Below are 21,625 nucleotides of genomic sequence, written 5' to 3'. Positions count from 1 at the left end.
CGCCCGGACTGTAATCCGAAGATGAGGAGAGCCGATATGGCTATCACAGCTGCACAGGTTAAAGAGCTGCGCGAAATGACTGGCGCGGGCATGATGGATGCCAAAAAAGCGCTGACCGAAACTGATGGTGACATGGACGCGGCAATCGATTGGCTGCGGACCAAAGGTCTGGCGAAAGCGGCCAAGAAATCCGGTCGTACTGCTGCCGAAGGTCTGGTTGCTGTTAAAGTTGATGGCGGCGTGGGCGTCGCGGTTGAAATCAACTCTGAAACCGACTTTGTTGCGAAGAACGCTGAATTCCAGGAAATGGTTTCCAAGATCGCTGAAGCTGCGGTTTCCGCGTCCGACGTAGAAGCGCTGGCAAACACAGAAGTTGACGGCAAGGCGATCAAAGACATGATCACCGACAAGATCGCGACGATCGGTGAAAACATGACCCTGCGCCGCATGGCAAAGGTCGAAGGCGCACAGGTTGTGTCCTACGTCCACAACGCTGCTGCAGACGGTATGGGCAACATCGGTGTTCTGGTGGCTCTGTCCGGCGAAAACGAAGCGTTCGGCCGTCAGGTCGCGATGCACATCGCCGCTGCAAACCCTGCGTCGCTGAGCGAAGCTGACCTTGATCCCGCTGTTGTTGAAAAAGAGCGTCAGATCCAGATCGATATCGCAAAAGAATCCGGCAAACCCGACGCGGTTATCGAAAAGATGATCGTAGGCCGCATGAAGAAATTCATGGCCGAAGTCACACTGCTGGGTCAGGCGTTCGTTGTGAACCCCGACGTGACAGTTGCTCAGGCTGCTAAAGAAGCAGGCGTAGAAGTCACCGGCTACATCCGTATGCAGGTTGGCGAAGGCATCGAAAAGAAAGAAGAAGATTTCGCAGCGGAAGTTGCGAAAGCTGTTCAGGGCTAATTTTCCCGACATTCTTAACTGGAAAAGCCGCGCTGTTATCAGCGCGGCTTTTTCGTTTAAAGGGAACTGCCTGCATTCGATACATTGGGGATGAAATCAAACACAGGCAGTCTGTAAGAAACCCCGATAATTCAGCATTCCCCACATTTTGGCTTTCGCCTCACCGGTCGTTCCTCAGGACAAACGAGAATTTTCCGGTGGTCCCCAACCGATACGCGGTCGTCACTCGTGGAACGGCGTCAAGATGCCTGAAATGTTGACTTAACGTTAAGTCAGGATTTCCTGACTTTGCCTGGTTTCAGGTATCCGACCTTGGTCGCAGCCCAACCAAAATGATTAAAAATCGACCACAAAAATCTGGTTTTGAAAGGATGCTTTCAAAACGGCTTGGGCTGTCGTCTCGACGTTCAATGCCTCGCGCGCCAGGCGCAGGTGTTTTTCAATCGTGGCTTGGGTCAACCCCATGATTTCAGCGATGTCTGCCATGGTTTTGCCGTCGCCAACCCATTCCAAAGCCTCGCGCTGCCGCTTGGTCAGCTTCTGGTTCGGCAACGTATAGGGCAGGGAGGTGATTTTGAGATGAACAATATTGTTCATCAGGATCAAAGCATCACCGTGACTGTCCCAGACCTTATCGATTTCAGCCTGCGTCATGCCTTTCTGGGCCGTCAATGCGATGGCCCCTTTGGCACGTCGAGACACCGATATGAACGACACCGAATAGCCGGCTACGACGTCATTCGAGACGTTGAATTCAACCACGCGTTTCTCATCGGCGGTCAGCGTTCCGGTTTCCATCATCTGGACCAGAACGCTCCAACTACAGGCGCCATCATTCTTCATCGCCCAATGCACCATGGGCGCATGATGGTACAGACGTTCACCGATGAATGCGTCGATATAGGACGGATCGTGATTGCTCAGGATAAGAAAGTCGTTTGGATCACCCAAAGACGTTGATGTCTTGGATTGCGTGAACCCGTACAGAAGTCGATCAAAGCCATAAGATTTCATCTTAAGGCAGTGCATCTCCCACAGCTCTTCAATGCTGTCAGATTGCGTCAAATCCAGCAGATAGGCAGGATCCAAAGACTTCAAACTACGACTCCAAATAAGACATCAACGCATCAATCGCCAGAATATAGCCGAACGGGCCAAATCCGCAAATCTGACCAACTGCCACAGGACCAATCCAGGATTTGTGACGGAATTCTTCACGCGCATGGATGTTCGACAGATGCAGTTCGACAACCGGCAATTCGACAGACTTGATCGCATCCATGATGGCAATCGATGTGTGGGTCAGGGCGCCGGCGTTGATGATGACGCCGTCATATTGTCCGCGCGCATCGTGAAGCGCATCGATCAGAACGCCTTCGTGGTTCGATTGTAGAAACGCAACGGACGCATCTTTGCTTGCAACGTGCGCCTGACACATGTCCTCGATATCAGCAAGCGTCGTGTGACCGTAGACTTCGGGCTGGCGTGTCCCAAGCAGGTTCAGGTTCGGTCCGTTCAGGATCAGCAGGTTTTTCATAAAAGTCTCCACACGACGTAAAATGCAGAACGTCACGGCACGCATCGGCCAGTGATCATCTTGACGTTGGTTTTATTGATAGGCCTTGTCGGTGCAAGCGTATTCACGCATTTCGACTGTATAAGCGCTGATGGATACGAAAAACGTTATTTTGCTGGATGTAAATGGAACAATAATTTACATAATACTGATTATACGATTTACTGATACGCTGATTTAGCCATCAAGCATCACCAACCTTCTAACAATTTTAGACAATTCTTCACGCACCCATTTGTGCATTGGCGACTTGTGGGTTCGCTCTGTCCAATACGCCATCACATCAAATGGCGCTGGCAAAGGACACGGGATTGTTCTGACGTCGCTGCCCATCGCTGCGGCCACGCGTGCCGGCACTGTCGCGATCAGATCTGTGTCGCGGATCAAATCCGGGATCATCGCCGGACTTGGCACTTCGACAACCGAATTCAACACAAGCCCCTGATCCTCGATCTCAATCAAATACCGTGATCTCCACTGCGAACCATACGTGACAATGATCTGAGGCATCGCTGCATAGGTTTCCACATCCAGCATACCATCTTGCAGCGCGTGCCCTTCGGGAACAATTACGGTGTAATGGTCGGTCAAAAGCTTGCGCCCGAAAAAGCCGCTTTCAGGTACGCGCATCGGACCGATCAGAATGTCGCTTTCACCTTGGCTAAGCCTTTGTCTTCCCGATGAAAATGACGAGATGATCTTCAGCTTCAGATTGGGTGCTTTGGTCCTCATGACACGCACAAGATCGGGAATGATGACCGCGCGTTCATAGTAGTTACAGGCAATCGTGATGACGCCCGAGGCCGTCGAAGGATCAAAATCTGTCGGAAATGTCATACGATTGAACTCGGCCAGGATCATGGCTGCCTGCCCGGCAAGTTCATCGCATTTCTGCGTTGATACCACCTGCCCGCCTTGCCGCACAAACAGCGGATCGTCGAAGGCTTTCCTAAGTCTTTCAATGGTGTAGCTGACAGAACCTTGCGTAACACCCAAGGTTTCAGCCGCACGGCTGAACGAGCCATAGGAATGCACCAGTTCAAGCACGCGTAACGCGGAAAAATCTACGGAATATGGATCGACGTCTTTCATCGGTACAGCATCAGGGATTTTGATACAGCAAACAAGCCCCATCTAATTGCCAGATGCAAGCAGCGTGGCTAAATTCGCAGTCCGTCGATTGGGAGGATGAGATGACCGAAATGACACAAATGGCTGTGCCTGTAGACGACAGCACAACAATCCAGAACCTGTATCAGGATCCCTACCCGATCTACGCGAAGTTTCGGAAGCAAACCCCTGTTATCAAGGTAAATTCCGTCAATCGCATAATGCTGACCAAAGCGTCGGATACGAAGTATGTCAAAGACAATCCGGTTTTGTTCAGCTCGAACGATCCCAACACGCCGATGGAACGCGCATTCCGGGCCCACACGCTGATGCGCAAAGACGGCGAGGAACATTCGCGCGAACGGAACGCCATGGCTTCTGCATTTGGTGGCCGTTCGATCAAACAGTGCTGGGAGCCGATCTACAGGCAAATTGCCTACGATTACGTTACACGCTTGCCCAAGGGCGAAGTGGTTGATCTTTTCCCCGCCTTGGCCGGCCCCTTTGCCGCGCGCTGTCTGACCCACCTTCTGGGCATCACCGAGGCGAGCGACGAAGACATGCAGCGGTGGTCGCAGGTTTTGATCGACGGCGCCGGCAACTTCGGCTGGAAAGACGAGCTTTTCGCCCCCTGTGACGCCGCCAACATTGAGATGGATGAGTTGTTCCGCCTGAAAAGTACTGAGTACAAAAAAGAGCCGAATGCCAGCGCTTTGTCTGTCATGGTTAATGCGGATAATCCGATCCCCGAAAGCCAAATTTTTGCAAATATCAAGATCGCGATCGGTGGTGGTATCAACGAACCGCGCGACGCGTTGCTGACGATTTTGTACGGACTTTTGACCAACCCCGACCAAAAAACTGAAGTCGTTAAAAACGAACTTTGGGGACAAGCCTTCGAGGAAGGCGTCCGTTGGGTTGCGCCGATCCAGGTATCATCGCGTTTGGTGACCGAAGACACCGAAATTAGAGGCTACCACATCCCCAAAGGTGAAGTCGTTATGACTATTCAGGCCTCTGCCAATTGGGACGAAGACGAGGTAGAGGATGGGCATCTGTTCAACGCACTTCGGGACCGTATTGACCACCAGAGTTTTGGCAACGGTCCGCACTTCTGTCAGGGCAAACATGTGGCCCGCCGGATGATCGCCGAAATCATGCTTCCGCTGCTGTTCGAACGCTTCCCGAATATGCGGATAACCGACCCTGAAGAGGTCAAATTTTACGGGTTTGGGTTCCGCGGACCACTGAATTTACCCCTAATTTTAGAATGACTTAGCAATAGTTATTATGTATCATGACTACGATTCTGGTGGGGATGGTTTCTGCCAGTTTTCATCGATGAGGAGGAAAGATGAAAAAGCGCTTTTTCATGAAGACAGCTGCCGCTATCGCGCTTGCTGCTGGCATGGTTCCGGGCATGTTGACGGCCCAGGAAGTTACACTTCGCCTACACCAATTCTTGCCGCCGCCGGCCACAGTGCCGAAGCACATCCTGAAACCCTGGGCCGCCGCAGTTGAAGAAGCTGCCGGAGGCAAAGTGAAAATCGAGCATTACGATGCGATGGCTCTGGGTGGTCCGCCGCCCGCACTGTTCGATCAGGCTGTTGACGGCGTTGCCGATATCACCATGACGGTTGTTGGCTACACACCCGGCCGCTTCCCGCGCACCGAGGTTTTCGAACTTCCGTTCATGATGACGGATCCGGTCGCGACAGCAAAAGCATTCCAGGAAATGGTCGAAACAGACCTGCAGGAAAGCGAATACGGTGACGTGAAAGTTCTGGGCGCATGGGTTCATGGCCCTGGCGTGATCCACACCGAAAACGGTGTTTCCAAACTGGAAGACATGGAAGGTCTGAAACTGCGTGGTCCGACCCGCGTTATCACCGATATGTTGAACGAACTGGGCGCAACACCGGTTGGTATGCCCCTGCCCGCCATTCCGGAAGCACTTTCCAAAGGTGTAATCGACGGCACGGTTATCCCGTGGGAAGTTACACCTGCGATCAAACTGTCGGATCTCGTTTCCAACCACACCGAATTCTCGGGCGACGAAGCTTTGTACACGGCCACGATCATCATGGTCATGAACAAAGACAAATACGAAAGCCTTCCCGATGACGTCAAAGCGGCGATCGATCAGGAATCCGGTATGAAGCTGGCCGAAATGGCATCGCGTATCATGTATGAGTACGATGCACCCGGCCGCGCGATTGCGGAAGGCAAAGGCAACAACATCGTAACACTCGATGCGGCTGAAGTTGCCCGCTTCAAGGAAAAGGCTCAGCCGGTTATCGCGCGTTGGATTGCTGACATGGAATCCAAAGGCATTGATGGCGCAGCTCTGATCGAAGAAGCAAAGGCTCTGATCAAAAAGCACGGCGGCTAAGCCACTGGCAGAGAACAGAAAGCCCGCCAAGTTTCGAACTTGGCGGGCTTTTTATTGGCTGATTTCGAAGTTTTAAGTGGTTAAAGCCCCAAAATCTGACGCGCTTCTGCGCATGTCGCCACGGGGCGTTCGAATTTTTCGCAAAGCGCAACCGCGCGTTCGACCAAAGCCGCGTTCGACGGTGCAAGGTTATCGCGATCCAGACGAATGTTATCTTCCAGACCTGTTCGCGTATGGCCACCTTTGCGAATGCACCATTCATTCACTTCGATCTGATGACGTCCGATCCCTGCGCCACACCATTGTGCATCCGGCGCGAACCGCTTCAGGGTTTCGATGTAAAAATCGAAAACCCGTTCATCCGCGATCATCGCATTTTGAACGCCCATCACAAACTGCACGTACAGCGGGCCTTTCAGCTTGCCCGCTTTTTGAAGCCGCGTGGCTTGGATGATGTGGGACAAATCGAACGCTTCGATTTCAGGCTTCACGTTGTATTCCAGCATTTGGGAACACAGCCAATCAACCAGATCGGGCGAATTTTCATAAACGCGGGTCGGGAAATTGTTCGACCCCACAGACAGCGATGCCATGTCGGGTGACAATGGCAACATACCCCCGCGTTCCCTGCCCGCCCCCGACCGGCCACCGGTCGAAAGTTGCACGATCATGTCGGGGCAATGTTTTTCAATGCCTTCCTTCAAACGGGCAAACCGCTCTGGATCAGATGTGGGTTTGCCTTCGTCATCGCGCACGTGACAATGGGCGATCGAAGCACCGGCCTCATACGCGGCATGGGTGCTTTCGACTTGTTCAGAAATCGTGACCGGAACAGCGGGATTATCCGCTTGGGTCGGGACAGAACCGGTGATGGCGACGCAGATGATGCAAGGATCTGACATGTTTTTCTTTCCAGAGTTTGCTCTGTCCCAGAGTTACCAGTTTCAGATATCGAGGAAAACGGTTTCGCCTTCACCCTGAAGACGGACATCGAAACGGTATTTGCCGTCAGCCGTTTTCTTGGCGATCAGGGTGTCCACACGCTGACGCTGTTCGATCCGGTTCAGCAGCGGGTCATTGCTGTTGTCTTCATCTTCGAAATAGATGCGTGTTTGCAGACCGATGTTGATACCGCGCGCCACGATCCAAAGCGAGATGTGCGGCGCGTGAACCTGACCACCACGACCCGCCATTGATCCGGGTTTAACGGTTTTCAGCGTGTACTCACCAGTTTCGCCATCGGCGGCAAAACGGCAGTAGCCTGATACACCCGGATCGGCGCCGTCTTGGCCCGCGAATTTACCGGACCCATCTGCCTGCCAACTTTCGAACAACGCATCGCGCATTGCCCAACCGGTACCATCGTAAATAGAGCCCACGATCTCGATCACTTCGCCTTTTGCACCTTCGGCGATCGGGCTTTCACCCAGCTGGTTTTCGTAGATATCTGGGATACCTGCAAAGGACGGCATCAGACCGATATGGACGTAAGGGCCCGCTGTTTGCGACGGTGTTTCTTCGTGAATGTCCAGTGGCTGTACCATTGATCACATCCCTTCGAGTTTGTTTTCGAACATGGTCTGGCGACGGCCGCGCAGAACGATGTCGAATTTGTAGGCAAGGAAATCCAGCGGGCGCGAATTGGACATGTCCAACGGCGCAACCAGACGATCCAACTGGGACCGGTTTTTGATCGTCGCGGCAATCGGGCACAGATCGATCAGTGGGTCGCCTTGGAAATACATCTGCGTGATCAGGCGTTGACCAAAGCTGTGACCAAAGACCGAGATGTGGATGTGCATCGGACGCCAGTCATTGCCACGGTTCGGCCAAGGGTACGCGCCCGGGCGGATCGTCAGGAACTGGTAGTTGCCTTCGTCGTCTGTCAGCGTGCGGCCACAGCCGCCAAAGTTCGGATCAAGCGGCGCAAGGTAGCCGTCTTTCTTGTGGCGATAGCGGCCACCGGCGTTGGCCTGCCAAATCTCGACTAGCGTGTTGGGCACGCCGCGGCCACGTTCATCCAGAACCTTGCCGTGCATCAGGATGCGTTCGCCAATCGCAGGCGCCGTCCCTTTGGAGAAATTCATGATCAGGTTGTTGTCCAGCGCACCGAATGTGCCGTGGCCGAATGTCGGACCGGTTTCTTCGGATGCGCCACTTTCCATCGACAGCAGCGGCTGCGACGGAGAGCGCGCGACGCTGGTTTTATAACCCGGATCGTAAGGCACCGGATGAATATCGCGATTGCGCGGGATCAATGGACCAAGATCAGCCATTGCCGTTCTCCATTTCATCGTAGGTTTGTTTCGCAAGCTTCAGCGCATGGTTTGCACGCGGCACACCCGCATAAACCGCGACGTGCTGAAACACTTCGAGCACGTCCTGTTTGCTGGCACCTGTGTTGGCTGTCGCCCGAATATGCATCGGAATTTCTTCGAAATTGCCGCAGGCTGCCAATAGAGCCAGCGTAATCATGGACCGCTCGCGGCGCGAGATCCCGTCAGACGCCCATACAGTGCCCCAAGCACCTTCTGTGATCATTGTCTGGAACGCCTCGTCAAAGGGCGTTTTAGCGGCTTCTGCGCGGTCGACATGGGCATCGCCCAATACGGAACGGCGCACGGCCATTCCGTCATCATAACGTTTGGACATAGGGTATTGGTCCTTCTCCCCATAGTCATACACAAAGCGTAACCGGAAAAAATTATATTTATTCCTTCAATTCATAATCTATAAGTTATGAATGATTGATCGACGCATAAAACTCCGCCATCTTCAGTTGTTTCTGGAAACCGCCAATCTGCAAAGCCTGTCTTCGGCTGCGGATCGTTTGAGTATTTCCCAACCAGCCGCCTCGCAGACGTTAAAAGAGCTTGAAGAAATTCTGGGGGCCAAGCTGTTCAATCGCGAAGGCCGTTCCCTTCGGATCAACCAGCGTGGGCGCGTGTTCCAGCAATTCACAAGCACGGCCCTGCTTGATCTCGAGAAAGGTCAGGACATGGTGCGCGGGGCCAAGTCCCATTCCAAGCGAATTGCTGTTGGCTTGCTTCCCACAGTGGCCACCGACATTTTCCCCCGCGCCGCTATCGAATTTAGGAAGGCCCACCCGCAATGCCATTTGCGGATTTCCACAGGACCGAACTGGAGCCTGCTTCAACAATTGCGAGACGGGTCACTGGATATCGTTGTCGGGCGGATGTCCGCACCGGAACAAATGATGGGGTTGTCGTTCCGCGAACTGTTCACCGATCAAATTCTGGCTGTCGTCCGTCCAGACCACCCTTTGCTGGGCCAGGAACTCGATCCGGCGTCTTTGGCGAACTACCCGCTGATGCTGCCGCCAGCCGGCGCCGTCATTTCATCAGCGGTGCGCGCATGGTTGCTATCGAAAAACCTGCAAACCGTTGAACCCGCGTTCGAGAACGTATCACTCGCCTTCGGGCGTAAAACCGTGATGCTGTCAGACACGGTCTGGTTCATCTCGCGCTCGGTGATCGCTGATGAGTTGGCAAATGGAACGATCAGCGCACTTGATTTGGGCGATCCGCTGCTGGGCGGACCGGTGGGGGTATCGGTGCGCGATCAGTCCGCCATATCAAACGAACTGACCGCGCTAATCGATACGCTTGGCGCACTGGTTAAAAAGGCAACCCCACATAGTTCAGCGCCATAGTCGCGCGCGCCGATGGGATCGTCAGCATCTGGCGAAGTTCGCTTTCCTGCATGCGCTGATCAAAGTCCGACTGATCCGGGAAGCGGTGCAGCATGGACGTCATCCACCACGAGAAGCGCATAGCGCCCCAGATGCGCTGCAACGCAACCTCTGAGTAGGTGTCGAGCCCTGAGGCATCACCGTCCTTGTAAAAGGCAATCAGCCCCTCATAGAGGTAGTGTACGTCACTCATGGCAAGGTTCAGGCCCTTAGCCCCCGTCGGTGGCACAATGTGCGCTGCATCACCCACAAGGAACATCTGACCATAGCGCATGGGCTCGGTCACGAAGGACCGCAGCGGAGCGATGGATTTCTCGATGCTGGGGCCGGTTTCCATGCCCTCGGCCACTTCCTCGGGAAGGCGGCTTTTGAGTTCGTCCCAGAACGCGTCATCGGACCAGTCTTCGACCTTATCGGTCAGAGGCACCTGAATGTAGTATCGTGACAGGTTTTCGTTGCGCATCGACGCAAGCGCAAAGCCACGTGGGTGGTTGGCGTAGATCAGCTCTTCTGCGGCAGGTTTGGTTTCCGACAGGATCCCCAGCCAGCCGAACGGATAAACGCGCTCATAATCTTTGCGGATATCATCGGGGATCGATTTACGGCTGACCCCATGGAAGCCATCGCAGCCCGCAATGAAGTCGCAATCCACACGGTGCGTTTTACCGTCCTTTTCATAGGTCAGGTACGGCGCATCGCTGGTGATGTCATGGGGCGTCACGTTGTCGGCGTCATGGATAATCGTCGCGCCGATTTTGTCCTGCGCATCGTACAGGTCCTTGGTGACCTCGGTCTGGCCATAGACCATGACCTCTTCATCCACTTCATCGCGGAAGGACACGTTGAACATACCTTCGACGGTCGAGAAATAGCAGCCCTGATGCGGGTGCCCTTCCCGGTCCATCCTTTCAGCCGCGCCCGCCTTGCGCAGCATATCGACGGTGCCTCGTTCCAGAACACCAGCGCGAATGCGCGACAGGACATAATCCCGATCCTTGCGTTCCAGCACGACCGTAGAAACGCCCGCCATATTCAAAAGCTGCGACAGCATCAGCCCCGATGGACCGCCACCGATAATCCCGACTTGCGTTTTCATAAACGTCCAATCCTCATCCCGATTTGACGCCAAAATAGCGGACACCATGTCGGGAACAGAATGGACGGAGCCAAGAATGAATGGTACTTTTCGAACATGAATACATCTGCTCAGATCCCGTCCTTCTCGCTTTATGGCGAGGAAAAGGGCTTTCCCGATGTTCTGCATGTCGAACGGATCACCGACCGCGCCGCACTGCATGACTGGGTGATTTCCCCCCATCGCCACCCTGCGATGCATCAGGTCTTTCTGCTTCTCGACGGGATCATCCAAGCGAGTATTGATGGGAAAACGCTGGATTTTTCGAAGGCATACATCCTGTCCATCCCGCGCCAATCCGTGCATGGCTTCACCTTCAGCAAGGGCACCGAGGGTTTTGTTTTGTCCCTGCCGATTCAAGCCCATCCACATGTGTTTTCACCGGATACGGACCTGGGCCGCGCCTTGGTGGACCCTGTCACTTTCGAACCTGATCGAGCGATCATCAATCTGTTCCACCAGCTTGAAGAAGAGCACAAAGCCAATTCCGCTTTGCGCCTGCAAATGCTGCAATCCCTTAGCCAAACCTTGATGGTCCGCATTGCGCGGAACGCCGAAAGGGATCATCAGAAGCCCGGTAAGTCCCGTCATTTTGAAAAACTCGAAGCGCTGCTAACCAACCACATCAAAGACCGCTGGAGTGTCGCGCAATATGCGGCTGCGTTGTCGATCACATCAACACAGCTATCACGGATCACACGGGCCGAGGCCGGCGTGTCGGCGTCGAAATTGATCGACATGTGGCTGTTTCAGGAAGCACAGCGGTCGCTGGCCTATACCCGCATGTCAGTGGCCGAGGTCGGATATACTCTGGGCTTTGATGACCCCGCGTATTTCAGCCGCGCATTCCGCCGCCACTACGGACAAAGCCCCAGCGAATATCGCCAAGGCCTTGGGATCAGTTCAGACGCCTGAGTGTTTAATTATTCAGGAATCGCAAAGACTTGCCCTGGATAAATCAAGTCCGGATCACGGATCAGATCGCGGTTTGCTTCGAACAGACGGACATAGGCGACACCGTCGCCAAACTGTTCGCGCGCAATTGCCCAAAGGGTATTGCCCGGCTGAACCGTCACCGCCTTTGCCCGCGCCCCTTGCGTCTGGGGCGTCGCGGCGATCAGGGTTTGCTGATCATCGCGTCGGAACGGGCTTTCGATGCGTGCCAGCACCTTGCCAGTCACGTCCACGCTATCCATACGCAGCGTGTAGGTGCCAACGTCAACATCGTCCAAACGGACACTCCACGCCCCTGCCCTGTCTGCTTGCGCATTAGCCGACAAGGCATTGTTTAGATACACATTTACCTGACTTCGGGACGTCGCACGACCGGAAACTTCAACCGTGCCATCATCGCCGTAGGTGATCGCATCAAGCGCGACAAAGTCTTGGTCTGCAGGGCTCGTCTGACCACCGGACTGAAGAACTTTCACACCTTCGGGGCCAGACAAAATGACCGCGCCAAGTGCGGGTGCAGTGGCTGCCTGTTCGTTTGGAACTTCGGGAAGCGCGGCAACCTCTGTTGGTGTGTCAGCGTCGGCCGCTACATCGGATTCTGTGCTGACCGTCGCTTCGGCTACGGTCGAGGCCTCAATCTCTGGTGTCTTATCATGAGTTTCCAACATAGCGGTCGTCGTTTCAACGGCGACCTCTTCAGACACCTCTTCGGTGACTTGCGGAGCGGCCTCCTGCCCAGACGTTTGTTCCGGTTTCGCGTCGGCCACAACGGGCTGAGCAATAGGTGCGATGATCACTTCGGAAGGTCCTGTCACATCAGCCCCATCCAAAGAAGCGTTCAGCGTCATGACACGCGGCTCGCTGCTGCTTTCGAGAGTGACAAAGGCTGCGAACTTGCCTGAACGGTCTGCGCTGGCGGTTTCGATGACCTGTCCGTCCAGAAGGATCGAAATGGCCGCACCGGGCGCGGCCTGACCGGCGACCATGCCCGAACCGTTGGTTTCAATCCGCACCAGATCAAAGCTGGGCGCTGTCAACGCGGCTTCCGGTTCGGCTTGGGCGATTTCTTCGACCTCTGCCGGTGTCTCGGTTGCCGTTTCTTCTGCGGTACTCACGTCAGCCGTGGTATCGGCCTGTGTCGGCTCTTCCGTCACTTCGACCACGGCTGGCTCTGTGACCTCTTCTTCCGCCGAGGCCTCTTCAGTGGACGGCTCTTGAGATTGCTCTGCCGGTTGCTCCGCGACCTCGGGTTGATCGGATATAGGTTCTTCGGCTTCTGGCTCTGGCTCAACGACTGGTTCGGCCTGAGGCGCATCAGCCGCGACAGCGTCTGTGCTGGCTGGCTCACTGGCCGCAGCCTCTGGTGCCGGATCGGCAACCACAACAGGCGCCTCGACGATTTTCGCGGTCTCTGTTACAGCGACAGCAGTTTCCGTATTTTCGACTACTTGATCCTTCGTGATGTGCTGTAGGACCAACACACCGCCCACGACAGCAACAATGGCGACAGCTCCCCCAAGAACCGTGCCTGTGGCCCCATTGGCCCACACAAATTTCGACATTCCGTACCTTCCCTGACACCGACCCAAGGACTTTTTCCCCATACGCCCAAGTGGTCTGTTGAGCGTGTATATCAACGGCGCTATCACGGGTCAAAACCCACGTTGAGATTGGACCGGTCATGACAACAACAAAATCTGTATGTGTGTATTGCGGCTCACGTTCAGGCAAAAATTCAGCGTTCGCCGAACAAGCTGATCGTCTTGGCCGTGTCATCGCCGAAGAAAACTGGCGATTGGTTTACGGCGCGGGTGATGTTGGTCTTATGGGCATTGTTGCACGGGCGGCTCAGGAAGCTGGTGCTGATACCTTTGGCGTTATTCCGACCCACCTGATGCGTTGGGAAGTGGGCAAGACAGACCTGACCCGTTTCATCATCACCGAAACCATGCACGAGCGTAAAAAAGTCATGGTGATGAACGCTGATGCGATTGTCGTTATGCCCGGTGGTGCCGGTTCAATGGATGAGTTCTTCGAGGTGCTGACATGGCGTCAGCTTGGCTTGCACGACAAACCCATTATCCTGATGAACGTCGATAATTATTGGGGTCCGCTGGTTGGGCTGATTGACCACATCATCGTCAATGAATTCGCAGACGCCAGCCTGCGGGACTTCATTCAGATTTGTGAGGGTGCCGATGCAGCCGCCGACGCTTTGCGTCGCGCGTTTTCCTGACGCAGCCCGGACAATGTAAAGACCGCCAACGCGATCCAGATTAGAACAAAGGCCATAAACTGCCCGGACCCGAAGGGTTCGCGGAACAATAGCGTGGCCACGAGGAACTGCAGTGTCGGGTTCAGGTATTGGATGATCCCCATTGTCCCAAGCGCGACTCGTTTGGATGCATAGGAAAACAAAATCAGGGGCGTCGCCGTCAGCGGCCCAGACAACACCAGCAAAATCGTCGTGCCGGCACTTTGTGTGAAGTGCGACGAACCTGTGCTGACCAAATACAGCAACCAGATGATTGCAAAAGGCACGAGCATCACGACCTCGGCCGTAACAGAAACCACGGGACCAAGCTCAAGCCGTTTCTTCGTCACGCCGTAAAGCCCGAAGGTCAGCGCCAATGTCAGGGAAATCCACGGCAGATGGCCCAATTGGCTGGACAGGATCAAAACCGCCAGCGTGGCTATCATCACCGCCGCGATCTGCATTCGGGCCATGCGTTCCTTGAATACGATGACACCCAATACCACCGCCACCAGAGGGAAAATGTAGTACCCCAAACTGGCCTCGGTCGCGCGCCCCACCGAAATCGACCAGATGAACAAGAACCAGTTAACAGAGATCATCAGCGCCGCGATGACGACCTTCCATATGTTGTCCGGCAGAAAGGCCGCACGCACGGTGCCGATCCGCCCCTGCACGGCCAGCACGACGGCAAAGAACACAAGCGACCAGATGGTGCGATGCGCCAGAACTTCGTCAGACGGAACATGCGACAACTGCTTGTAATAGATCGAGGACAAGCCCCAGATCACACAGGCCGCAACAACCGCCAGAATTCCCGATTTCATTGAAGCACCGACTTATTGGAAAATGCGCATACCGCGCGTTCAGGTCAGCTAATCATGTGGCCCGACACAATAAAAGCCCCGCCAGTCTGACGGGGCTTTTTTCGTTTGCAACGGCGCGTTTGCGCCAAGCCTGATTAGGCTTTGGACAGACGCTCTGCCACGTTTTCCCAGTTTACCAGTGTGTCCAGGAAGTTGGACAGGTACGCGGGGCGCTTGTTGCGGAAGTCGATGTAGTAGGAGTGTTCCCAAACATCACAGCCCAGCAGAGCTGTCTGACCGAAGCACAGCGGGTTCACGCCGTTTTCTGTCTTTGTCACTTTCAGGCCACCGTCGGTGTCTTTGACCAGCCACGCCCAGCCCGAACCGAACTGGCCCGCGCCTGCTGCTGCGAAGTCTTCTTTGAATTTGTCGACCGAACCAAAGCTCTCAACAATCGCGGCTTCCAGCTCGGAAGGCATCGCGCTGTCGTTCGGTGTCATCATTTCCCAGAACTGGTTGTGGTTCCACAACTGAGAGATGTTGTTGAAGATACCGTTCTGGGCGACTGCGTTGGCGTCGTATGTGCCCTTGATGATCTCTTCCATGGACTTGCCGTCCCACTCGGTGCCGGCGATCAGCTTGTTGCCATTGTCGACGTAGGCTTTGTGGTGGATGTCGTGGTGAAACTCGAGCGTTTCAGCAGACATGCCTTTCGCGGCAAGCGCGTCGTGTGCATACGGAAGATCAGGAAGTTCAAAAGCCATGTTAGACCCCTCTTGGATAAAATTAGCTGGTTCGTTAGGTGATCCGTGATCACCCATACGTCAAGGCCAGTTTTGTGAGAACCGGCCCTTTCAATAACAGAACGCAGCCAAATGGCGCGAGTTCCGGCAATCCTGATAAAAATTAACGGATTTTTCCGTTCTCAGAATACGCCAACCTCGCCGCCGGACTTGGCCCTGTTTCCCGATAGAGTTCTCTTTCTTCTTCGAGATCGCCCGGTTTAGCCCCAGATCCTGCCGGATCACCGGCCAGTGTGCCATCGACCAATTCGATTCCAAAAGTGCGATGCACAATCACGCCGTTCTATTCTTAATCTCGGCCAGAATATCGGCAGGCGGTTCGGCCGATTGGGCCGGATAGGTGCCGTAGATTTCCATCGTCACAGTATGGCGCCAACGTTCAAAGTGCACACCATTGATGCCCTCACGCGTGAACAGATAGGCTTTAACGTCTTCGTCCTACGACGCGGGCCCAAACCGTTTCAGATGAGCCTCACCACCGGGAGACAGCTCGGTTTTTTCGGCTTTCACGCCACAATACTGGCATTCAAACGTCAGCATGGCGTACTTCGGATCCGTCGTTGTGTTCAGGCATTGTGCCCAAAGAAAAACCGCCCTCTGTAAATGCCTGCAAAAGGCCCAGAGAGCGGTTCTGTAATATCGGTTGCGCCACGCCCGAACGGGCAAGGCGCGAGAGCGTATTAGTTGGTTGCGTCTTCGACTGCACCTTCTACAGCTTGGCCGGCTTCCTGGGCTGCTTCACCCGCGCCTTCAATGCTGATTGTAACGTCGTCAGACGAGCCGCCTGTTTCGGCGCCCGAGAAGAACGCCCAGCCAAGAACGGCGACGGCAACGACAAGCGCGCCAACGATGAATGCAAGGCCGGAATTCGAATTGCTGGAATTTGTTTCGTGTGCAGACATGGTGTGTCTCCTGTGTAAATGTTTCTTACACAGACAACACCGTCAGCCTTGGTTTGGTTCCCGAAAATCAATGCGCTACCCCTGCCGCAACACTTTCATAGACAAACCGGCCCCCTTTAAAACGGTCGAGCGAGAGTGCATCTGTCAGCGGTGAATGACTTATAGCGATCAGTTCCGTCATGCCCCTAGCCAGAGCCCGAAATAGCGCGTGATACCAACGTTCTTGCCCAGATAATACGCCGTCGCGAGACCATGGCCACCAGCGCCCACGATAATGACATCGTACTTATTTTTCCGAGTAGCTTTCTTTCAAGCACGTTCCCAGCCGCTGTGATACCGTGCGGCTCCTCAGGCAACTGCGAAACCGGAATAGCGTTTCATACACAAACCCAACCTTAATTTTGCTTCTATCAGTCCAAATCAGCCTGCCCTTGCCATAGTCACGACTGTCATTTCAGACACCACTTGCGACACGCCGCCCCTCACGCAGATTTGCCCTTTTGTCTCAACCCCTGTCGGGCTAGGTGTTGGTGACCTAAAAACGAAAGGCATCGGGCATGGTTTTCTGGCTGACCACCGGCATTCTCGCACTTGCAGTCGCGGCAATTCTCGCATCCGCACTGCTGCGCAATCGAGAGACCGAAGTCGCTCCTGAAAAATATGATCTGAATGTCTACAAAGACCAGCTTCGCGAAATCGAACAGGATGCGGCACGTGGCGTTATCGCCGCGGACGAAGCGGAGCGCCTGAGAACCGAAGTTTCCCGTCGCATCCTTGCGATCGACGCCAAGATGGCTGCCAGCACCCAATCCGAAGGCGGCCCGCACGGCGTTGGTCGCGTAGCGGCCGGTGTCTCGGCAGTGGTTCTGTTGGGCGGCGCGTTTGCGCTTTATTCGGAACTCGGCGCCCCCGGCTACGGGGATTTGTCGCTGAAAACGCGCATTGATGCAGCAGAACAAGCGCGATTAAACCGTCCGTCGCAGGCCGACGCTGAAGCTCAAATTCCGCCCTCGACATCGCTTGAAGCATCTTCAGAATACTCTGATCTTGTCCAGAAATTACGTGGCGCGGTGGCTGAACGCCCCAACGATCTGCAAGGTTTCATGCTACTGGCCCGTTCCGAAGCCGCCTTGGGTAATTTCACGGCGGCCTATGCAGCCCAAGAACGCGTTATTTCGCTGAAGGCTGACAGCGCAACCGCTGAAGATTACGCAGACCTTGCCGACATGATGGTCCTAGCAGCCGGTGGGTATGTATCGCCCGAGGCCGAGCGCGTTCTGCAGGCGGCCTTTGTGCGGGATGAAAACAACAATGTTGTCGCTTATTACCGTGGTTTGCTGATGGCGCAGACCGGTCGTCCTGACGTGGCGCTGCGCATCTGGGACCGTCTGTTGCGCAACTCTGAAGCCACGGACCCTTGGGTCACCCCCATCCTAGAAGCGATCCCTGAAATCGCGGTGCGAGCGGGCGTGACCGATTACTCTCCGCCTGCCTTGGCAAACGCGCCGCTGCGGGGCCCGACCCAGCAAGATATGGAATCCGCGGCAAACATGTCAGCCGAAGATCGCGCCCAGATGATCGAAGGAATGGTTGCCCAACTGGCCGAACGCCTATCGACCGAAGGCGGTTCGCCAGAAGAATGGGCGCGTCTGATCGGGGCGCTTGCCGTATTGGGCCGCGCAGAAGAGGCCATGAAGGTCTATGCGGACGGCCAAGAGGTTTTCAGCGACAACGACGCGGCCCTGCGCACTTTGCGTGATGCAGCGACCGGCGCGGGGATCGGCCAGTGATCTTTGAAACCATAGACGAAGCTGCTGGCGCCCTGCTCCAGTTCACTGCCATCGCTGGTCTGGATCTTGGTACAAAAACCATCGGTGTCGCGGTGTCTGACCGGATGATGTCGGTGGCCACGCCCTTGGAAACGGTAAAGCGGAAGAAATTCACGCTCGACGCCGAGGCCGTTCTGAAAATCCTGAAAGACCGCGACATCGGCGTTGTTGTTCTTGGCCTGCCGCGAAACATGGATGGCTCGGAAGGGCCACGCTGCCAATCGACACGCGCATTTGCCCGCAATTTCGACCGGCTTTGGGACGGGGTCATCACATTCTGGGACGAACGCCTGTCGACAGTAGCCGCTGAACGGGCCCTGTTAGAGGCGGATACGTCCCGAAAGCGTCGTTCCGAGGTCATCGATCACGTGGCCGCGTCGTATATCCTTCAAGGTGCGCTGGACCGAATGGCGCATATCCGCAGGGAACATCAGGAATAGCACACCACATGTCTAACTCTGACGCCGTCTGGAAACGCGACGAAATCGAAAGTCCCTGCGTGAAACTCTGCTCGATCCATCCCGAGGCAAAGCTGTGCGTGGGATGCTTTCGCTCGATTGCCGAGATCACCGAATGGTCACGCATGAATCCCGTGGATCGCCATCGCATCATGGCTGAACTGCCTGATCGTAAAGGTCTGGTCATGAAGCGCCGCGGCGGTATCCACAAAAGAAAAGAGCGGGCCTAACCCGCTCTGTTCCGCTAACAAGTAGATTTTAAAGATCAGAGTGCTTCGGACTGTGCGACCGGAGCCTCAACAATCACGACGTTATCCAACGTAAAGCCGTTGGTTGCTCCATCGGTGATTTCCGCCAGAACAGTGGACGTCGCACCTTGGGTCAGAACCAGTTGCACGTTGGTGGTGCCAGTCACCGGAACAACAGACAGTTCGTCCGCCGCATCACCATCATCCAACAGAACCTGCAACACGTCTGCTTCGTCGCCAGCGACAGTGAAATCGCGGATCACCGAACCGGTCAAAAGCGCATCACCGCTGTCACGGGTCAGATCCAGCGTGAATTCATCACTGCCTTCGCCGCCTGTCATCGTCGATGCGTTTTCGATCAGAACAGCCGTGATGCTGTCATCGCCCAAGCCACCGTCAACAACCTCTGCGCCCGAGATCACATCGTTGCCCTCGTCACCCAGAACCGTATCTGTGCCTTCGCCGCCCGTCAGGAAGTCATCGCCAAGACCGCCGAACAGTTCATCATCGCCTGCACCGCCGGACACGACGTCATTGCCGTCACCACCCAGAGCAGTGTCGTCACCGTCGCCGCCGCTGATCACGTCACGACCACCGACACCGTAAATCAGGTCGTCGCCCGCGCCACCGATCAGCGTGTCGTCATTGGAACCACCATCCAGATAGTCGCCGCCAAGACCGCCTTCGAGCACATCTTCACCAAGACCACCCAGCATAAGGTCAGCGCCGTCGCCACCCAAAAGCGAGTCATTGCCGATGTTGCCGATCAGATCGTCATTTCCAGCAAGACCAACCAGCGTGTCGTCGCCGCCTTCACCGAACAAGGTGTCGTTGCCGTCACCACCGTTGGCATCGTCATCGCCAGGGCCTGCACGGAACAGATCGTTGCCGCCAAAGCCGAAGAGAATGTCGTTGCCCTCGCCGCCCAACAGTTCGTCGTCACCGGACGATCCGACCAGCGTGTCATCACCATCAAGGCCGCGCACCGTGTCGTCGCCACCAGTCGAGTCGTACAGATCGGCGCCATCGGTCAACCGGACCAGATCGTTCGTTTCTTCAGGTGTTTCGGGGGTTTCAGGGTTTGACGAATTGTTATCGTCGTCGCCGTCATCGTCGTCGTTCAGAAGACCTATGGTTCCACCAATCAACAAAAACGGCAAAAGCGTCCAAAGCCAAATCATAACTAAACCTCACAATCCTGCCGCATTTCCTCACGAATTTATGGAGAATTACAAACAAATTCTTTCACTGTTATATGAACTGGAAACAATGCCTTTCCTTCGACACAATTAAGCTCATCTAAAGTTAAAATTAACCACGTCTCCGCACCAGAATTCTCTGGACCTGCACGACCTTGGCCAGCCGCACAGCTGCGAATCCCGGAATGAAAAAGCGCATTTCTAGACGGCTGCAGCCACGCGCATATCGTCCAATGCGCGATCGATCAGGCTTTCGTCGGCACCGTTTTTCACGCCATCCTCGGAAAGCCTGCGACGCCAGTGTCGTGCGCCCGGGCGGCCAGCAAAAAGACCCAACATATGGCGTGTGATCTGATGCAAACGACCGCCTTGCTTCAGGTGTTGCTGGATGTAGGGCTTCATGGCCAAGGCCACTGAAACCGGATCGGGAACGTCGGTATCCATGCCAAAAATCTGACTATCGACCTTGGCAAGAATATCCCATGGCTGATGGTAGGCGGCGCGCCCGATCATCACCCCGTCCAACCCGCGATCCAGAAGATCACAGGCCGTATCGATATCCGTTATGCCCCCGTTTATGGAAATGTGCAGCGCAGGGAACAGTCCCTTCATTTCAGTCACCAGATCGTAATCCAGCGGAGGAATGTCGCGGTTTTCTTTCGGGGATAGCCCTTGCAGCCACGCCTTGCGCGCATGGATCGTGAAGCGGTCACAACCGGTTGCGGCAACGCGCGACAGAAAATCGGGCAGCACTTCGCTGGGCTCTTGATCGTCCACCCCGATCCGGCATTTCACTGTTACGGCGACGTCCACACTGTCCTGCATCGCCTTGATGCAATCGGCGACCAGTCCAGGGTCTTTCATCAAAACCGCACCGAAGGCACCGGATTGTACGCGATCAGACGGACAGCCGACGTTCAGGTTGATCTCGTCATAGCCTGCCTGCGCCCCCAGACGCGCTGCCTGCGCCAATTCCCGCGGATCGGACCCACCTAGTTGCAGCGCGACCGGATGTTCTTCTGGTGCGTAGTCCAAAAGATGAAGAGCCCCCCCTTTGACCAAGGCAGGTGCCGTCACCATTTCCGTGTAAAGCAGCGTTTTCTGCGACAATAAGCGGTGGAAATAGCGGCAATGCCGGTCGGTCCAATCCATCATCGGCGCAACACTCAGGCGTGCGGCGCGGCGCACGTCTGTTTGTCCGATCTGTTTGCTATCGTCAGGCAAGGCCATGTCGCGCGCTCTTTGTCACTTAGTCTGCAAAGCTAGCGCCAAGGGCATTCGGCGCCACCGAGGCCGAGTAACATTTTTTACCTGCGGACTTCCAGCGCTTGTTAT

23 protein-coding genes and 2 pseudogenes are annotated in these 21,625 nt (G+C 55.2%); 9 read left to right on the top strand and 16 right to left on the bottom strand.

Annotated features, from left to right (window positions below):
- The first annotated feature begins 36 nt into the window (after positions 1–36).
- The gene (gene tsf / locus AC4FIA_RS06680) at positions 37–912 is read left to right on the top strand and encodes a translation elongation factor Ts (RefSeq protein ID WP_490365196.1); all 876 of its coding nucleotides are present in this window, start codon (positions 37–39) and stop codon (positions 910–912) included.
- A gap of 336 nt (positions 913–1,248) precedes the next feature.
- Here the strand turns inward: tsf and AC4FIA_RS06675 are convergent, their stop codons facing one another.
- The 3 genes from AC4FIA_RS06675 to AC4FIA_RS06665 form a co-directional block, all read right to left on the bottom strand.
- A complete protein-coding gene (locus tag AC4FIA_RS06675; protein ID WP_490365195.1) occupies positions 1,249–2,010 on the bottom strand; it encodes a LuxR family transcriptional regulator in 762 nt (253 codons plus the stop codon).
- Position 2,011: 1 nt separating this feature from the next.
- A complete protein-coding gene (aroQ, locus tag AC4FIA_RS06670; protein WP_490365194.1) occupies positions 2,012–2,449 on the bottom strand; it encodes a type II 3-dehydroquinate dehydratase in 438 nt (145 codons plus the stop codon).
- Between the two features lie 216 nt (positions 2,450–2,665).
- Positions 2,666–3,580: a LysR family transcriptional regulator gene (locus AC4FIA_RS06665; protein ID WP_490365193.1), complete on the bottom strand. Its 915-nt coding sequence runs from the start codon at positions 3,578–3,580 to the stop codon at positions 2,666–2,668.
- Positions 3,581–3,690: 110 nt separating this feature from the next.
- On the opposite strand from AC4FIA_RS06665, the gene AC4FIA_RS06660 reads away from it, so the two are divergent.
- Together AC4FIA_RS06660 and AC4FIA_RS06655 are read left to right on the top strand one after the other, a co-directional pair.
- The gene (locus AC4FIA_RS06660; protein WP_490365225.1) at positions 3,691–4,872 is read left to right on the top strand and encodes a cytochrome P450; all 1,182 of its coding nucleotides are present in this window, start codon (positions 3,691–3,693) and stop codon (positions 4,870–4,872) included.
- An 80-nt stretch (positions 4,873–4,952) separates the two neighbouring features.
- Positions 4,953–5,990 (top strand): TRAP transporter substrate-binding protein, encoded by a 1,038-nt coding sequence (locus AC4FIA_RS06655; protein ID WP_490365192.1) that lies wholly within the window; start codon positions 4,953–4,955, stop codon positions 5,988–5,990.
- Positions 5,991–6,070: 80 nt separating this feature from the next.
- Here AC4FIA_RS06655 and AC4FIA_RS06650 read toward each other — a convergent pair whose 3' ends face one another.
- From AC4FIA_RS06650 to pcaC, 4 genes are read right to left on the bottom strand one after another with little or no spacing between them, the layout of a single operon-like run.
- Positions 6,071–6,892, bottom strand: coding sequence for a 3-oxoadipate:acetyl-CoA acetyltransferase (locus AC4FIA_RS06650; protein WP_490365191.1), 822 nt, complete (start codon positions 6,890–6,892; stop codon positions 6,071–6,073).
- A 42-nt stretch (positions 6,893–6,934) separates the two neighbouring features.
- On the bottom strand, positions 6,935–7,534 hold the full coding sequence (pcaG, locus tag AC4FIA_RS06645; protein ID WP_490365190.1) for a protocatechuate 3,4-dioxygenase subunit alpha: 600 nt from the start codon (positions 7,532–7,534) through the stop codon (positions 6,935–6,937).
- 3 nt (positions 7,535–7,537) lie between these two features.
- Positions 7,538–8,266 carry a protocatechuate 3,4-dioxygenase subunit beta gene (pcaH, locus tag AC4FIA_RS06640; RefSeq protein WP_103909817.1) on the bottom strand — a complete coding sequence of 243 codons (729 nt, stop codon included), beginning with the start codon at positions 8,264–8,266 and terminating at the stop codon, positions 7,538–7,540.
- Positions 8,259–8,642 carry a 4-carboxymuconolactone decarboxylase gene (pcaC, locus tag AC4FIA_RS06635; protein ID WP_103909816.1) on the bottom strand — a complete coding sequence of 128 codons (384 nt, stop codon included), beginning with the start codon at positions 8,640–8,642 and terminating at the stop codon, positions 8,259–8,261. Before pcaC ends, pcaH begins: the two co-directional genes overlap by 8 nt.
- A 91-nt stretch (positions 8,643–8,733) precedes the next feature.
- Between pcaC and AC4FIA_RS06630 the strand changes: the two genes are divergently transcribed.
- Complete coding sequence (locus tag AC4FIA_RS06630; protein ID WP_490365189.1) at positions 8,734–9,663, top strand: LysR substrate-binding domain-containing protein; 930 nt, start codon at positions 8,734–8,736, stop codon at positions 9,661–9,663.
- On the opposite strand, the gene pobA is transcribed toward AC4FIA_RS06630, so the two are convergent.
- Positions 9,629–10,798, bottom strand: coding sequence for a 4-hydroxybenzoate 3-monooxygenase (pobA, locus tag AC4FIA_RS06625; RefSeq protein WP_490365188.1), 1,170 nt, complete (start codon positions 10,796–10,798; stop codon positions 9,629–9,631). The two genes, AC4FIA_RS06630 and pobA, sit on opposite strands and share 35 nt — an antisense overlap.
- A 60-nt stretch (positions 10,799–10,858) precedes the next feature.
- Between pobA and AC4FIA_RS06620 the strand changes: the two genes are divergently transcribed.
- Positions 10,859–11,752 carry a helix-turn-helix domain-containing protein gene (locus tag AC4FIA_RS06620; RefSeq protein WP_490365187.1) on the top strand — a complete coding sequence of 298 codons (894 nt, stop codon included), beginning with the start codon at positions 10,859–10,861 and terminating at the stop codon, positions 11,750–11,752.
- Between the two features lie 8 nt (positions 11,753–11,760).
- Here AC4FIA_RS06620 and AC4FIA_RS06615 read toward each other — a convergent pair whose 3' ends face one another.
- The gene (locus AC4FIA_RS06615; RefSeq protein WP_490365186.1) at positions 11,761–13,353 is read right to left on the bottom strand and encodes a LysM peptidoglycan-binding domain-containing protein; all 1,593 of its coding nucleotides are present in this window, start codon (positions 13,351–13,353) and stop codon (positions 11,761–11,763) included.
- 119 nt (positions 13,354–13,472) lie between these two features.
- On the opposite strand from AC4FIA_RS06615, the gene AC4FIA_RS06610 reads away from it, so the two are divergent.
- Complete coding sequence (locus AC4FIA_RS06610) at positions 13,473–14,027, top strand: LOG family protein (RefSeq protein WP_490365185.1); 555 nt, start codon at positions 13,473–13,475, stop codon at positions 14,025–14,027.
- On the opposite strand, the gene rarD is transcribed toward AC4FIA_RS06610, so the two are convergent.
- The 5 genes and pseudogenes from rarD to AC4FIA_RS06585 all read right to left on the bottom strand — a co-directional run.
- Positions 13,970–14,872: an EamA family transporter RarD gene (gene rarD / locus AC4FIA_RS06605; protein WP_490365184.1), complete on the bottom strand. Its 903-nt coding sequence runs from the start codon at positions 14,870–14,872 to the stop codon at positions 13,970–13,972. The genes AC4FIA_RS06610 and rarD overlap by 58 nt on opposite strands.
- 134 nt (positions 14,873–15,006) lie before the next feature.
- Positions 15,007–15,615, bottom strand: a complete 609-nt coding sequence (locus AC4FIA_RS06600) for a superoxide dismutase (RefSeq protein WP_490365183.1) — start codon at positions 15,613–15,615, stop codon at positions 15,007–15,009.
- Between the two features lie 312 nt (positions 15,616–15,927).
- Positions 15,928–16,194, bottom strand: a pseudogene (locus AC4FIA_RS06595) (sarcosine oxidase subunit delta).
- Positions 16,195–16,334: 140 nt separating this feature from the next.
- A complete protein-coding gene (locus tag AC4FIA_RS06590; RefSeq protein WP_490365182.1) occupies positions 16,335–16,556 on the bottom strand; it encodes a hypothetical protein in 222 nt (73 codons plus the stop codon).
- Between the two features lie 183 nt (positions 16,557–16,739).
- Positions 16,740–16,937: pseudogene (locus tag AC4FIA_RS06585) on the bottom strand (sarcosine oxidase subunit beta); the annotation flags it as partial.
- 176 nt (positions 16,938–17,113) lie between these two features.
- Here AC4FIA_RS06585 and ccmI point away from each other — a divergent pair.
- Genes ccmI through AC4FIA_RS06570 form a run of 3 tightly spaced genes read left to right on the top strand, consistent with a single transcriptional unit; the run spans position 17,114 to position 19,073 of the window.
- The gene (ccmI, locus tag AC4FIA_RS06580; protein WP_490365181.1) at positions 17,114–18,346 is read left to right on the top strand and encodes a c-type cytochrome biogenesis protein CcmI; all 1,233 of its coding nucleotides are present in this window, start codon (positions 17,114–17,116) and stop codon (positions 18,344–18,346) included.
- Entirely contained in the window at positions 18,343–18,825 is a 483-nt protein-coding gene (gene ruvX, locus AC4FIA_RS06575; protein ID WP_490365180.1) for a Holliday junction resolvase RuvX, read from the top strand. Before ccmI ends, ruvX begins: the two co-directional genes overlap by 4 nt.
- Positions 18,826–18,833: 8 nt before the next feature.
- A complete protein-coding gene (locus AC4FIA_RS06570) occupies positions 18,834–19,073 on the top strand; it encodes a DUF1289 domain-containing protein (protein ID WP_103909806.1) in 240 nt (79 codons plus the stop codon).
- 35 nt (positions 19,074–19,108) lie between these two features.
- Here AC4FIA_RS06570 and AC4FIA_RS06565 read toward each other — a convergent pair whose 3' ends face one another.
- Positions 19,109–20,272 (bottom strand): calcium-binding protein, encoded by a 1,164-nt coding sequence (locus AC4FIA_RS06565; protein ID WP_490365179.1) that lies wholly within the window; start codon positions 20,270–20,272, stop codon positions 19,109–19,111.
- 219 nt (positions 20,273–20,491) lie between these two features.
- Positions 20,492–21,520: a tRNA dihydrouridine(20/20a) synthase DusA gene (gene dusA / locus AC4FIA_RS06560; RefSeq protein WP_490365178.1), complete on the bottom strand. Its 1,029-nt coding sequence runs from the start codon at positions 21,518–21,520 to the stop codon at positions 20,492–20,494.
- Positions 21,521–21,625: the final 105 nt, after the last annotated feature.

Source organism: Thalassococcus sp., assembly GCF_982780845.1.
The sequence above is the reverse complement of the archived record's forward strand: the minus strand, read 5'-3'. Positions and strand labels throughout refer to the sequence as shown.